General features: G+C 34.7%; 14 protein-coding genes and 1 pseudogene. 5 read left to right on the plus strand and 10 right to left on the minus strand.

The window, feature by feature from the left end:
- Positions 1-260 precede the first annotated feature (260 nt).
- The 3 genes and pseudogenes from BG05_RS21160 to BG05_RS32015 all read left to right on the plus strand — a co-directional run.
- Positions 261-1,139 (plus strand): phosphotransferase, encoded by an 879-nt coding sequence (locus BG05_RS21160; protein WP_003188846.1) that lies wholly within the window; start codon positions 261-263, stop codon positions 1,137-1,139.
- Between the two features lie 23 nt (positions 1,140-1,162).
- Positions 1,163-2,029: a GNAT family N-acetyltransferase gene (locus tag BG05_RS21165; RefSeq protein WP_002168563.1), complete on the plus strand. Its 867-nt coding sequence runs from the start codon at positions 1,163-1,165 to the stop codon at positions 2,027-2,029.
- Positions 2,022-2,156: pseudogene (locus BG05_RS32015) on the plus strand (class I SAM-dependent methyltransferase); the annotation flags it as partial. The gene BG05_RS21165 and the pseudogene BG05_RS32015, both read left to right, overlap by 8 nt.
- A 31-nt stretch (positions 2,157-2,187) precedes the next feature.
- Here BG05_RS32015 and alr read toward each other — a convergent pair.
- Positions 2,188-3,363: an alanine racemase gene (alr, locus tag BG05_RS21170; RefSeq protein WP_002127023.1), complete on the minus strand. Its 1,176-nt coding sequence runs from the start codon at positions 3,361-3,363 to the stop codon at positions 2,188-2,190.
- A 171-nt stretch (positions 3,364-3,534) separates the two neighbouring features.
- Here alr and BG05_RS21175 point away from each other — a divergent pair, with 171 nt between their 5' ends.
- Positions 3,535-3,996, plus strand: a complete 462-nt coding sequence (locus BG05_RS21175; protein WP_002086021.1) for a DinB family protein — start codon at positions 3,535-3,537, stop codon at positions 3,994-3,996.
- Positions 3,997-4,003: 7 nt separating this feature from the next.
- Here BG05_RS21175 and BG05_RS21180 read toward each other — a convergent pair whose 3' ends face one another.
- The 5 genes from BG05_RS21180 to BG05_RS21200 all read right to left on the minus strand — a co-directional run bounded on the left by BG05_RS21180 (position 4,004) and on the right by BG05_RS21200 (position 8,098).
- A complete protein-coding gene (locus BG05_RS21180) occupies positions 4,004-4,780 on the minus strand; it encodes a Cof-type HAD-IIB family hydrolase (protein ID WP_003188843.1) in 777 nt (258 codons plus the stop codon).
- Between the two features lie 6 nt (positions 4,781-4,786).
- A complete protein-coding gene (locus BG05_RS21185; RefSeq protein ID WP_002127021.1) occupies positions 4,787-5,377 on the minus strand; it encodes a histidine phosphatase family protein in 591 nt (196 codons plus the stop codon).
- Positions 5,378-5,467: 90 nt separating this feature from the next.
- Positions 5,468-6,622, minus strand: a complete 1,155-nt coding sequence (gene spoIIP / locus BG05_RS21190; protein WP_003188839.1) for a stage II sporulation protein P — start codon at positions 6,620-6,622, stop codon at positions 5,468-5,470.
- 73 nt (positions 6,623-6,695) lie between these two features.
- Positions 6,696-7,667 carry an SPFH domain-containing protein gene (locus BG05_RS21195; RefSeq protein WP_002012471.1) on the minus strand — a complete coding sequence of 324 codons (972 nt, stop codon included), beginning with the start codon at positions 7,665-7,667 and terminating at the stop codon, positions 6,696-6,698.
- 2 nt (positions 7,668-7,669) lie between these two features.
- Positions 7,670-8,098 carry an NfeD family protein gene (locus BG05_RS21200; protein ID WP_003188838.1) on the minus strand — a complete coding sequence of 143 codons (429 nt, stop codon included), beginning with the start codon at positions 8,096-8,098 and terminating at the stop codon, positions 7,670-7,672.
- Positions 8,099-8,372: 274 nt separating this feature from the next.
- Here BG05_RS21200 and BG05_RS21205 point away from each other — a divergent pair, with 274 nt between their 5' ends.
- The gene (locus BG05_RS21205) at positions 8,373-9,590 is read left to right on the plus strand and encodes an MFS transporter (protein ID WP_002168568.1); all 1,218 of its coding nucleotides are present in this window, start codon (positions 8,373-8,375) and stop codon (positions 9,588-9,590) included.
- A gap of 49 nt (positions 9,591-9,639) precedes the next feature.
- Here BG05_RS21205 and BG05_RS21210 read toward each other — a convergent pair whose 3' ends face one another.
- The 4 genes from BG05_RS21210 to BG05_RS21225 form a co-directional block, all read right to left on the minus strand.
- Positions 9,640-11,115: an amidase family protein gene (locus BG05_RS21210; RefSeq protein WP_016126804.1), complete on the minus strand. Its 1,476-nt coding sequence runs from the start codon at positions 11,113-11,115 to the stop codon at positions 9,640-9,642.
- Between the two features lie 187 nt (positions 11,116-11,302).
- Complete coding sequence (locus BG05_RS21215; protein WP_002127013.1) at positions 11,303-11,749, minus strand: NUDIX hydrolase; 447 nt, start codon at positions 11,747-11,749, stop codon at positions 11,303-11,305.
- 23 nt (positions 11,750-11,772) lie between these two features.
- Entirely contained in the window at positions 11,773-12,513 is a 741-nt protein-coding gene (locus BG05_RS21220) for a M15 family metallopeptidase (RefSeq protein ID WP_003188834.1), read from the minus strand.
- Positions 12,514-12,524: 11 nt separating this feature from the next.
- Positions 12,525-13,022, minus strand: coding sequence for a GNAT family N-acetyltransferase (locus tag BG05_RS21225; protein ID WP_003188832.1), 498 nt, complete (start codon positions 13,020-13,022; stop codon positions 12,525-12,527).
- Positions 13,023-13,287 lie beyond the last annotated feature (265 nt).

Genomic DNA, 13,287 nt, shown 5'->3' on the forward strand with positions numbered 1-13,287 from the left:
TAACCTACATTATAACTCTTATAAAAGTAGACTTAACCTTTCATTTATTGAAAAATACGGGATTTACATTCAGGCATTTTTCAGATTTATCATCAGAAACATTATTTTGATAATTCATACAAAACTAGAAAAATATAATTTTCACACTGATTTCTCACCATAAATTTATTTAAGTTCTATGTTGTCCCCATCATTATCCACTTGGTACATATTCTGTTATATAATGAATTTATAGAATTTACAGAATAAGGAGTCCTTTCATGCTACAACAACTATTCATTTCACCTATTATATCTGTTCAAGCACTACATCCGGGCTATGAAGACCATGCAAGCGACGTGTTTCTTGTTAAAACAGAAACTGAAGAAGTTATTGTTCGTTCCTCAAAAATGACTGAAGAGCCCAACAATGATTTTTGGTGGGGATGTAAAAACCTTTTTGGAATTGATCCAAGGCATGTACATCATTTAGAAACAATACACGCATTATTGAAAAAGCATACTACCTTGCCCATCCCGACTATTTTGCAAAAACATGTTTTAAATGAGCGAGAGTATGTAATCGTCGAAAAACTAACCGGAAATACGCTGCAATCATTTTTCGGACAACCTGATTCTATTTTATTCAGCCTTGGAAAAGGACTAGCAGAAATTCATTCGTTTCAAGCAGAGTTTATAGGAAACCCATCAAATACTTTCCACATTCCACTAGAAGAATTTAAATCTCACATATTAAAAGTCAGTAAAGATCTTGTAAATAGGTTCTATTCCGATAACGCGAGCATCCAAAACGCATTTCATACTTTTGAGTCACAGCTATCTTCCTTGCCGTCACCGAAGGAATCTACACTCGTTTTAATTGATATGGATCCTACCCAGTTTTTATCAGATAATCAATCTATTACTGGTTTAGTAGATACAGAAGCTTATGCAATTGCTCCACGAGAGTTTGATTTTATTGGATTAGAATATGTACTTACAGAAAAAGAGGCTCATGCTTTTAAACAAGGTTACGAAACCATTATGCCCATTCCTCGTCTTGAAGAATGTAGACATCCCTATCGATATTTGTACCGGTTATTATCTGTTCAGGGCAGTGTGGAGTTAGACAAGTGGTTGCGTCATCCATCCTATTTTTAAATACGAATGAGAGGGATTATGAAATGAATATTGAACAAAAGAAATCTTTAACAGCAAACGAAATTCAGCAAATGAAAGATTTATCTCATATTTGCGGACAACACGATCAAATTGATTACTCGTCAGATTTACATATAAACTTTTTAACTGCCCGTAATATAGAAGTGGTAAATGATTTTCTATTTTATGATGATACTCAATTAATCGGCGCATTAAGTATGTATGACTTTGAGAGACCAACAAAACTGGAGTTAATAGGGTTTGTTCATCCGAACTATAGGAAACAACATATAGGCACTACTCTTTTACAAACCGCAATGAAAGAAATACAAAAAAGAGAGGCAGATGAAGCCCTTCTTATAATTAATGGTGACTCTATTTCAGGGAAATCATTTGCAAAACAAATGAACTTTCCTTATTTATACAGTGAATACGGTATGGAGTTCAAAACAAACGAAGCACAAAAAACAATGAAAAATAATATTAATCTTACCGTTGCATCTTCTGAATTACTTCCTGATCTTATAGAAATCGCTAGTGAAGCTTTTGGAGATTCGGCAGCAAATACATCCACATGGTTACAAAAGATGATGAATTCATCTTCCCATCAAGTTTACAGTGCTCTTATCGATGAAAAAGTGATAGGAACGATTACAGTTACTGAGCAAGAACAATCTACTACACTATCAGGATTTGCAGTTCATCCTTCTTATCAAGGTAAAGGATATGGTAAAGATATTCTTAGTTATATGGTACATACACTTATTACAGAAGGAGTTTCAACAATTGAACTAGACGTCGAAACGAAAAATAACAATGCTTTAAAACTATATACACAATGTGGTTTTGAAATTATGACAAAGTATGATTATTATAGGTTGTTGGAATAGGAGTGACTTTTCTATCGAGGAAGCATGTTATTTTAGAGACGAAATTATTACCTCTTTAAAATCTGTAGGATGTAACAATATACAACTACACGGTATAAATAGAACATTTTTCATTTGTCAAAAATAAAAAAACTGAATCATATCGATTCAGTTTTTTCTTATTTTTTTCTTAATATATTTACAACCGCAGTCGTTTCATCATTTTTTTTATAAACACGTGGAATTCTTCTATCCAACATGCATGTAACTTCATAATTAATTGTACCTAACATATCTGCTATTTCTTCCACCGCAATCTCTTCTTCACCTTGTTTGCCGTAGAATACAACTTCGTCTCCTACTTGTACTGGCATTGCATTTGTAACATCTAGCATAAGCTGATCCATACAAACACGGCCAATTACAGGTACTCGTACTCCGTTTATTAGTGCATGCCCTTTATTAGATAGCTGACGATTATAACCATCAGCATAACCAATCGGTACAGTTGCAATCCATTCTTCGCCCGTTGTTACATAAGTATTCCCATAGCTAACACCACGATTTTTCTTCGCATGTTTAACATGAGCTACTTTTGATTTTAAAGACAACGCTGGCTGTAAGGAAGCAACTGTATGATCCACTTCTCTTGAAGGATACATACCGTAAATTCCAATACCGACACGAACCATATTTTGAAATGTGTTACTAAGTTCCATTGATCCTGCACTGTTTGAACTATGAATATATGGAAAATGAATTCCTAATTCTTCCGCTGTATTTACAGCTTTTTCAAACAAACTTGTTTGCATATTTGTATAAGTTTTATCTATTTCATCGGCGGTAGAGTAATGTGTAAACATCCCTACTACTTCTACATATCGCATACGTTTTAACTCTTCAAAAAACGGTTTAACTTCTTCTTCCTGTAAACCAATACGGCTCATTCCTGTATCAATTTTCACATGAATTCGCACTTTCTTTTGAAGATGGTTTGCAACTTCATCTATACCTTGTAAATCTTCTACTCTATAAACAGTCATCATAACGTCATATTGAATTACATCTTCTACAGCTGCTACTGGTGTATATCCTAAAATTAAAATAGGTACAGTGATTCCAGCTTCTCTTAATTCAATTGCTTCGTCTACAAATGCAACTGCAAGTTGGTTTATTCCTGCTTCAATAGCCGATTTCGCAACTTCAACTGCCCCATGACCATACCCATTCGCTTTTACAGCAGCCATCATTGCAATATTTTCATCATTCACACGTTTTTTAAATTCTTTTACATTATGTTTTACCGCATTTAAGTCAACTTCAACAATTGTATCTCTTCCATATTTCAAGCTCATTGGTCTAACTCCTAACTCAATAATTACATTCCATTCTATTTCACGTTTCATATGACCTTTTACAATATAATACTTTTCACTATGCTAGTCAAACTACTAGAATTTTCGGAATTTTGAGTATGATATAATACCCTTAAGAAACTATTATATACGGAGGTGAGAATAATTACAATGTTTGTTCCATCTGCATTGAATCAAGTTAAAATTGCTATCGATACTTCCATTCAAATACTGAACCAATATACTGAAAGTGATTTGAAAATAAAGCCGATTGAATCAAAGCGGTCATTATTTGAAATGTGCACACATCTTTCCCTTATTTTCCATGCTGATTTACTCATATTAAATGGTATTACGGAAAAAGACTTACATACCTTTTATATAGAACAAACACCAGAAACAATTACTCAAATACAGCAAACGATGATACAAGGGTACGATTTACTTTCTAAAACTTTTTTATCCTATTCCAATGAAGAATTAGCGGAAATTATGACTGCTTATTGGGGTATTTCTTACTCTCGATTCGAATGGTTGCTTGAAATCGTTGCACATTTTTATCATCATCGCGGGCAAATTCATATTTTATTATGTGAGCACGTTAAAGATCCTAACATACCTTTATTTCAATAAAGGTATGTTAGACGACATTAAACTTTTTTAAGGCAAATAAAATACCACCTTTACTCGCCTTCTTTGTAACGAAATCTGCTCTTGTTTTTAACTCTTCTCCACCATTCCCCATCGCAATTCCTAGTCCTACATACTGTAACATCTCAACATCATTTCCACCGTCACCAAAAGCAATTGCTTCTGATTTACAAATTTTCAGATGTTCCAATACCTTTTGAATTGCAGTTAGCTTCGATACTTTACTATCTTCCAACACATTCATAACGTAACCATGAAAACGTTCAAACGTAAGTGCTGGATATCTTTCAAAGAATTTTTGAGCTTCTGTTTCATCAGCATACAGACATACACAATAAATCTCTTCTGATAAGTTTCTAACTTTGTCAGGATACCGCTCTAAATTTAACGTTTCATTTAATGCTCGTATTACACGTTCGTCTTTTGAGGCAATACCATTCATTACAAATTCCTCTGTAAAATAAGAAACACTGTGACCATGTAATTCAGCGAAATTTGAAATATCATGAACAATTCCACTTGAAAGTACCGATTTATGTATAACTTCATCAGCACATTTTATATGTGCACCATTTGCAGAAATAAACGTATTTATGCCCAGCTCTTTAAATTGTGAGCATAAACTATATGGTCTCCCGGTTGTAACAACTACGTGAATTTCTTTATCTATTAACCTTTGTATCGCTTCTTTTGTGCTTTCATGCATACTTCTATCAATCTCACTTAAAAGAGTACCATCCACATCGAAAAATACAACTTTGTACATATCCTCTTACATTCCCTCTAAATGATTTGTATCATTTATAAAATGAATAGTTTTCTGTTTATCCGTAAGTTCAATCAAACTAATTCCCGTATCTCCCATTTTAAAATAATAGTCCATGCTAATTGGCATTTGGAAAAACGCTCGTAAAATACTATTTATTACACCACCGTGTGCAACAATTGCAATTCGGTCATATGTATTCTCTGTCACGATTTTAGAAAAAATTCCTTCTATTCTCATTCTAAATTCAATAAATGATTCCCCGTTTTCAAAACGATCATGAAGAAATTTTGGCTCTGGATATTTTTTCGCTTCTTCAAATGATAACCCTGCTTGTACCCCATTATTAAACTCCATTAATTCTTCTTCTAGTTGAATTGGGCACCCAATTCCTCCTGCTAATGTTTCACCAGTTTCGCGGGCACGTTTTAATGTGCTTGCCCAAATGAAATCTGGCGGGAAATCTGCTTTCACTTTCTGTACAAGTCTTTGCACTTGCTGTCTTCCCTTTTCTGTTAATTCAAAGTCAGCTCGCCCTTCATGTACATTTAAAATATCAGCTTCTGATTCACCGTGGCGTATTAATATTATTTGCATATTCCCCCTACTTCCTCATTTAATATTCACAAGATTCCATTATATCACATTCTTACCTTTCCATAACAAAAAGGAACGGTTTCCCGTTCCTCACCCATTCACTTTCTCCGCATTGTTCCAATAATATTTACTAAACGCTTCCGTCAACACATCAATTGTGTTATATAATTCATCTAATGTATTATCAACACCACCAACTTCAATTAACATCGCATTTTTAGATAAATCTTGATTATAAACGCCATTTCCATCTTTTTTATACTTTGGAAAGATTCCTCTGCTTAATCCGTAATAGTTTTCATCTAAATAACTATTGATTGCTCTTGCAATTTTTTCATTTTCAGCACGCCCTTCATTTTCCATCCCAATTATAAAATATAATCTTGCATACGATTTCTCGTTAATTACTTTTGTTGTTACCTTCTTCCGCTGATCATCACGGTGTATATCAATCGGAAACGCAATTTTATTATTTTGTGCTAATGTTTCTTTTACATATTCATGAGACGCTTTATATGATTGCGGCCATTTCCATTTTTTACTCGCTAATAAATCCCCCATATTCGTTTTATCATGAACTACCGGAATTCCTTGTCCTTCAAGTTGTTCTTTCATACGTTTCCCTAGTAAGGACACATTTACATCTGGACTTGATGGATCGGTAGCCCCTGGTAATAACGGAAAGAAAGATTCCCAGCTATGTGTATGATAAATATATACTGCACTTTCACCTTTTTTCGCTCCGTTCTTTTTCTGAACCGGATTATTCTTTTCAGCTTCTGTAACTTTATCTTTTGCTACTTCTCGCTCTTTCGTTACTTCTTCAATCGGTACACTAGATTCATTTGGGATATTCGTAAAGTTTGTCCCTTCCCCAGCTACGATAATGTTAGAGTAATACTTTGACATACCAGGCACTTCTTTACCGACAAACGTTCTTAAATCTTTAATTTTCAAATCCGTCGCAATCGAGAACATTAAATTTCCAAATGACTCCCTTTTATTCTGCTTAAAATAATCAAATCCGTAATAGCGATTCTCACTTTCTAGCATTTGAACAAAACCTTGCATCGATACTTTTCCAAACCATTGATTCGCGTAATTCGATTTCATTGTATGTAAAAGCGACGTCAAAATCGACGCAATAATAATTGTGACTAGTGCATATAGAAAGAGTAACGAGATTAGTTTCTTCCCATGTATACGGGTTGCATACTTCTTCACTGTATCACCTTCTTTATACATGGATATGTACAAGCCTTTCGTAATATACGCAAAAAAAAAAAGAGAAATGGCAGCCCATTTCTCTTCCTCACTCTTATTGTTCTTTTTCTGTATCTGACGAAGGTAATTTCTTCGTTTGTTTCTCTTTAAAGATTTCCCCAATTGCCCCAAGAGTACCAAGTGTTTCAATTGCATTAGACGGAATAAAGACTTTATTCGCTGGTCCTTTTGCAACCTCAATCAATGATTCAAATGATTTATAAGCAAGTACGCGCTCATCTAAATCTGCTGCACGAAGTAACTCAATTCGATTTTGTTCTGCTTTTGCAATTTCCTCAATCGCTCTTGCTTCCCCTTGCGCTTCTAATTCTTTCGCTTCTCGTATACCTTCCGCTTCACGAATACGTGCTTCTTTATCCCCTTCAGCCATTAAAATTTTACTTTGTTTTTCCCCTTCAGCACGAAGGACTTTATCTTGTTTCGCTGCTTCAGCTTCTAAAATGATCGCACGTTTATTACGTTCTGCTTTCATTTGTTTTTCCATTGATACTTGCACATCTTTTGGTGGATTAATATCGACTATTTCGACACGTTCAATACGAACGCCCCATTTTTCTGTCGCTTCATCAAGTGCTAAACGAATTTCTGTTGAAATTTTTTCACGACCTGATAATGTTTCATCAAGCTCCATTTTACCAATAATTTGACGCATTGTTGCAGATGTAATATTACGAACACCATATTCATAGTTTGAAATACCATATGTCGCAAGCTCTGGTTCAACAATTTGATAGAAAATAATTGTATCAATTTCTACTTGTACATTATCTTTCGTTATTACCTTTTGTGGTGGTACATTCGTTTGTTGAATACGTAAATCGTGATATACACGAACGCGGTCTACAATTGGGATTAGAATATTTAATCCTGGGTGCATAATCCGTTGAAATTTACCAAACCTTTCAACGACCCCAACTTTTTGCTGAGAAATAATTTTAATTGTCAATGCAATAAATACAACGACAATCAATGCGAAAATAATCGTTAACGTTAATGCTACTGCCATATTTATTCACTCTCCTTTTTCACTTGTAAAATAGTACTATGCCTCTGTATAACAACGACTTTTTCTCCAGCATCAATAGGAGTATCCGAAATAGCTGTCCAAGTATCTCCATCCACTTTCACAATACCGTTCACTTCGCTTGTAATCGTTTGCATAACAATTCCCTTTTTACCAACAAGTTTATCTACTGTATCAGTAAAACCTTTTGCTTCTCGAAAGTTTTTAGAAATTCTTTTCGTAAAGAAAGTCAATGTTAAACTTACAATCGCCCCAACAATAACTTGTAAAAATAGTGCATCAGGAGCAAACAAAGCAATAAGACCTCCGACAACAGCTCCAATTCCAAGCCAAAGCATGTAAAACGTAATCGACAACATTTCTGCAATAAATAAAATACCCGCTATTATAAACCAAATCACCCATCCAGCCATATGCAACCCTCACTTTCTTTCTCATTTTCTATATGTATATGAAGAAAAGAATGGTTTATCCGCCCTTTCTCATAGAGGGGGCGTTTGCTACAAGCTATTATATGTATTCGCTGTTACAACAAGCATTAATAAAATGCTATATTAATATATTCTTCATTATACACGAAAATCCCTTTCAAAAAATGACAAAAAATTTAATTCTTTCAAAAATATAACTTACAGATTATAATAATTAAAATTAAAAGCAGTATTGATTTGAAAGGTGGTATTCTTATTGCCTAAACGTTCACTAACTTACTATTTGGGCTCCAAAATATGCATTACTCTCGCTGACATTGTATACATAATGATTATTACAACTCACATCTATATCACAACTAGATCAGCTACAATTACTGCTCTTTTTCCATTATTACAGGTTATCACAAATCTTATCGCGAACACCTCTGCACCACTTATAATGAATCGGTTTCCATCTTATTCATTGCTATATACTCTACAATGGATTAAAACAGCTCTTTTAATATTGTTAATGATATTATTTCCTATACTATCAACAAACATTTCTGCTCTTTTAACTTTTGTTATTTTCATTTCATTATGTAGTGGCTGGAGCGCTCCTCTACTATACGCCGTTATCCCGCGCTTAACACCACAAGAAAAATTAGTAAAAGTAAATAGTGTCTTTTCCTTTTCAACACAAATTATACAAGCCGCTGCATACTCATTTACAAGCATAATTGTTCTTCTCATTGGCGTTACTTCGACACTCATGATTAATAACATATTGATGATTTTCGGATGTATTACATTACACCTTTCATTACAATCTATACAAGCTGAACGAGTAGCAGAACCCACTTCTTCGAAAACTACTGCATTATTAGAAGGATGGAAACTGTTATTTCAACACCCGTCTCTGCGCATCGTTACAATTATGGACTTAATTGAAACTTTCGCAGGGACGATATGGATCGGTGCTATTACGATGGCATATGTAACGACTGTTCTTCATAAAGGCGAAGATTGGTGGGGATATATTAACACAAGTTATTACGTCGGCACATTAATTGGTGGGATATTAGCGTGGAAAATGAGTACATATATTCAAAAAAATTTAATACGCTCCATGGCGATAGGCTCTCTTATGTTTAGTATTCTTACATTTTTATATGGTATGACAAGTAGCGGATTTATTGCTCTATTTCTTTGTGTTCTAATGGGGCCATGTTATCAAATTAGAGATATTTCTCAAACGACGGTTTTACAATCAAGCGTCACTCCTTCTTTATTATCGAAGATGTATACAGCTCATGGTGCACTTCTCTCGACAGCTTCTGGTCTTTCTATGCTTAGCGTTGGAATTATTACTGATATGTTCGGCGTTCGTACTATTTATATTATCGCCGCTTTTCTTATTTTATGTTCTGCTTGTTTATCCTTTAACTTATTAAAATATCAGAAGACGGAGCAGAAAGATATTTCACTTTAATCAATAAAACAAAAAGGACAGGAATTCCTGTCCTCTTTGTTTATTCTATTCATGACAAGTTGGGAATCTTCCTATGTTTTGTCGCTTGTTCAAAAGCATATGCTAGTTTAATTAATGCCCCTTCACTAAAAGCAGCACTTGCAAGAGTAATTCCAAAAGGCCTCCCATTATCCATATATCCCGCAGGCATTGCTATAGACGGATAACCTGCTTTCGCACATATAGTAGATCCTATATAAGAAGGGAACAGTATCGCATCCAGGTTATATTTTTCCAACGCAAAATCAATACCTTGTTTTTGCGAAAAATATATATCTTCTAATCTTGCGTTTAAATATTCTGGATTTCTTAACGTATTAGGAAAATCTTTTCTTCTTTCTAACTTAGTTTGTCCATATCTCAAAGCTCTTTCTGCTATGTTTTTATTAAACTCCATTAACTCCGAAATAGAATGTACTGGAATAGTAGAAGGTAATTTAGAAAGATAGTTATCCAAACTGTGCTTCAGCTCATAAAGTGGAACTCCCCAACTCCATTCCCTATGAAAAGACGGAATATCAATATCTTCTACTACTGTCGCTCCCTCACTACGTAATACTTGGATCGTTTCCTCAAACAATTTTTCATCGTACTCACCATTTTCGTAATAGTCTTTTGGAGCATTGTTAAATACGCCAATCTTTGCTCCCTTTAATCCATTTACATCGAGATAAGGTGTATAATCTTGATATGCCATTCCTTCACTTTTATGAGTGGCTACATCCATCTCATCCACTCCCGTTAAGTTCCCTAATAGAATTGCAGCATCCGTTACCGTTCTAGCAAATGGCCCAGCTGTATCTTGTGAATAAGTGAAAGGAATAATTCCACTACGACTAATTAACCCAACAGTCGGCTTAATACCTACAACCGAGTTTTGAACAGCTGGACTTAAAATAGAAGCATCTGTCTCTGTTCCAACGGATAATACAGTAAAGTTAGCAGCAACTGCAACGGCAGATCCTGTACTCGATCCACCAACAAACATATCATCCTTTCCTGTACCGTAAGGATTAATCGTTTGACCGCCTCTAGCGCTATATCCAGCCCACATTTCAAAAGACATTCCGTTTGCTAACTCTGTCATATTTGCTTTCCCTAGTATAATCGCACCTGCTTCTCGGAGCTTTTTAACAAGAAATGCATCTTCACTACTTATATTTTGTTCCAGGGCAATCGTACCAGCACTTGTATGCATCGAGTCATTCGTTTCAATATTATCCTTAAGTAAAACAGGTATACCATGTAATGGACCTCTTACTCCTTTTGTCTTTCTTTCATAATCTAACGCTTCTGCAATAAAGATAGCATCTGGATTGATTTCTAAAATAGAATTGATTTTCGGTCCATCTTGGTCATACTTTGCGATTCTATGAAGATAATACATGACTAGTTCTTTTGAAGTTAACTTCCCAGCTTCCATTTCCTTTTGAATATCATGAATTGTTAATTCTTTTTGCAATAATGTATTGAACTGAATTTCCATCGTCATTCTCCTTCTATAAAGTCTTTTATTGCTAACATGTATCTATTACTTTTTCATTTTCTCCGCTCCTCGCATAAACAGCTACAATCCCTTTAAAGAAATTCAACTCACCAGTTTAAAAACCTTTAATTTCCAGAGAAATAAAAAGAGTCTGAAACGAATACAATATCGCCTCAGACTCTTTTTATTATTTTACATATACCTCTTCTAACAAATGTAAAAACTCGCCTTGTTTACCTGCTAATTCAGGGCATTTGTTAATATCAACCCATTCATAACAAAATACTAAACCTTTGTCTTCCTCACCAGCACTTACTATATGTTCCCACGTATCTTTCACATCTGTTAATAATGAAATGTGGAAAAAATGACGTTTTTGATATTCCTTTTTTTCTTTCATATAAATAATGTAATCAGAAAGGAAGCGCTCGATACAAAAATGGCGTAGTCCTGACTCTTCTTGTACTTCACGTAAAATTGCTGCCTCTAACGTTTCGCCTTCATCTACCGTCCCGCCTGGCACTTGGATACCAGCCTCTCGTATATCACGATGTTTAAAAACGAGTAGTTGCATAACCCCTTCTTTTTCTCTCGTAATATATGCATGTACCTTTTTCTTATATAACATCGTCATCTTAGCCCTCTCCCCTCAATTCATTACTGCGTTACTTCTTCAATCGTTAGTTGGTTTTCATATAAATATGTAGCTTGCGGATTCCCAACATAACGTACATGCCACGGTTCATAACGATAACCGGTAATCCCTTCTTTCTCTTTCGTATATCGAATAACAAAACCAAACTTATGGGCATTTTCAGAAAGCCACTTTCCTTCTTTCGTCTCCCCAAAAATAGTTTCTAGCTGAAATTTAGCAGATTGAGATGTAATATCCATAGCTAGTCCTGTTTGATGTTCACTCGTACCAGGGACTGCACTAGACATCGCTGTCTTTGCTTCTCCATCTTGTCTTTTATACATTGTATTTAATGCTTTTTGTCGATCAAAAGATCTAAATCCAGAGACTGCAAAAAGGAAAATCCGCTCATTATTGGCTTGCTGAAACATTTCCTCAAGTGCCACCGCTGCCTCTTTCCTCATCTTTTTCTTCTCTTGATCACCTTCACTAGAGTAACGTACTTTCGGAACAACTAAATCTGGCGGTCTATACCCATCTGGTAAACGCCTATTTTTATTCACAAGTACAAGCATCGAACTTGGATTACTAATGACTGCGATATCCCCATCCATATTAGCAATCGTTTCTTTAGCTTTCGGAAATATATTGTTTACATTTACTTCCTTCGCCTCTTGCTCCTTGTACATCTTATAATTTATTCCTGCTACTCCAATGATCAGTATCATTGCTACGATACCAAGTAGTGCCCATCTTTTTTTCATATAACGACCTCTTATTTTAATAATTTGGCCATTTCATACTCATCGATACCTTTTCCATCGATGATAAGAGCAGATTTTTTGACACCTTCTTGTTCAAATCCAATTTTGCTATATAGTGCCTGAGCTCTTGTATTGTGGGCCATTACCGTTAATTCTAAACGCCATACATCATATAATCTTGCCCACTTCTCTACTTCTTTAAACAAACTCGTTCCAATACCTCGGCCACTATACTCTTGCAAAATGCCAATTACAATGCCTGCCACATGTCTCTTTCTTTGAATATTATTTCCATCAACTAAAATAAACCCTACTATTCTCTCTTCTTCAACTGCTACAAATATTGTCGCATATTCATTTTCTATAAAACGGTGGACCATCTTTTCTTGTTGCTCTACTGTAGTTTTTCGTTCTCCTGGTTCGTATAACATAAATTTCGTTTCTTCATCTAATTGCTTACTTAATTGTAAAAATGATGCTGCATCTTCTACTCTAATCTCACGTATCACCTTAATCCCCTACCCATTCTGTTAGTTAAAAATTTTCCTTGTGAAAAGATTTTCTATATTTTTGCGAAAATCCCTTTCTAATTCTCCTATTATAAATAGACAAATTTCGATATTACTATAGCAATTACAAATTATGTCTATAATGTGACATCTTTTCATCCTCATTTCATGACAAACAAAAAACGTAAGCTGTACACTTACGTTTTCCCCCAATTGATGTAGGCTGATAACCATCGGCAATGCCTACCACTAATTCAAATTTCAC

Source organism: Bacillus mycoides, from assembly GCF_000832605.1.
Taxonomy (GTDB): domain Bacteria; phylum Bacillota; class Bacilli; order Bacillales; family Bacillaceae_G; genus Bacillus_A; species Bacillus_A mycoides.

What these genes read in the sequence shown, in the direction of transcription:
- BG05_RS21185 (WP_002127021.1), bottom strand. Translation starts at nt 5,377, where the DNA reads ATGCAAATAATATTAATACGCCACGGTGAATCAGAAGCTGATATTTTA.
- BG05_RS21195 (WP_002012471.1), bottom strand. Translation starts at nt 7,667, where the DNA reads ATGGCAGTAGCATTAACGTTAACGATTATTTTCGCATTGATTGTCGTT.
- BG05_RS21165 (WP_002168563.1), top strand. Translation starts at nt 1,163, where the DNA reads ATGAATATTGAACAAAAGAAATCTTTAACAGCAAACGAAATTCAGCAA.
- BG05_RS21180 (WP_003188843.1), bottom strand. Translation starts at nt 4,780, where the DNA reads ATGTACAAAGTTGTATTTTTCGATGTGGATGGTACTCTTTTAAGTGAG.
- BG05_RS21210 (WP_016126804.1), bottom strand. Translation starts at nt 11,115, where the DNA reads ATGGAAATTCAGTTCAATACATTATTGCAAAAAGAATTAACAATTCAT.
- spoIIP (WP_003188839.1), bottom strand. Translation starts at nt 6,622, where the DNA reads ATGTATAAAGAAGGTGATACAGTGAAGAAGTATGCAACCCGTATACAT.
- BG05_RS21220 (WP_003188834.1), bottom strand. Translation starts at nt 12,513, where the DNA reads ATGAAAAAAAGATGGGCACTACTTGGTATCGTAGCAATGATACTGATC.
- BG05_RS21160 (WP_003188846.1), top strand. Translation starts at nt 261, where the DNA reads ATGCTACAACAACTATTCATTTCACCTATTATATCTGTTCAAGCACTA.
- BG05_RS21200 (WP_003188838.1), bottom strand. Translation starts at nt 8,098, where the DNA reads ATGGCTGGATGGGTGATTTGGTTTATAATAGCGGGTATTTTATTTATT.
- alr (WP_002127023.1), bottom strand. Translation starts at nt 3,363, where the DNA reads ATGAGCTTGAAATATGGAAGAGATACAATTGTTGAAGTTGACTTAAAT.
- BG05_RS21215 (WP_002127013.1), bottom strand. Translation starts at nt 11,749, where the DNA reads ATGACGATGTTATATAAGAAAAAGGTACATGCATATATTACGAGAGAA.
- BG05_RS21175 (WP_002086021.1), top strand. Translation starts at nt 3,535, where the DNA reads ATGTTTGTTCCATCTGCATTGAATCAAGTTAAAATTGCTATCGATACT.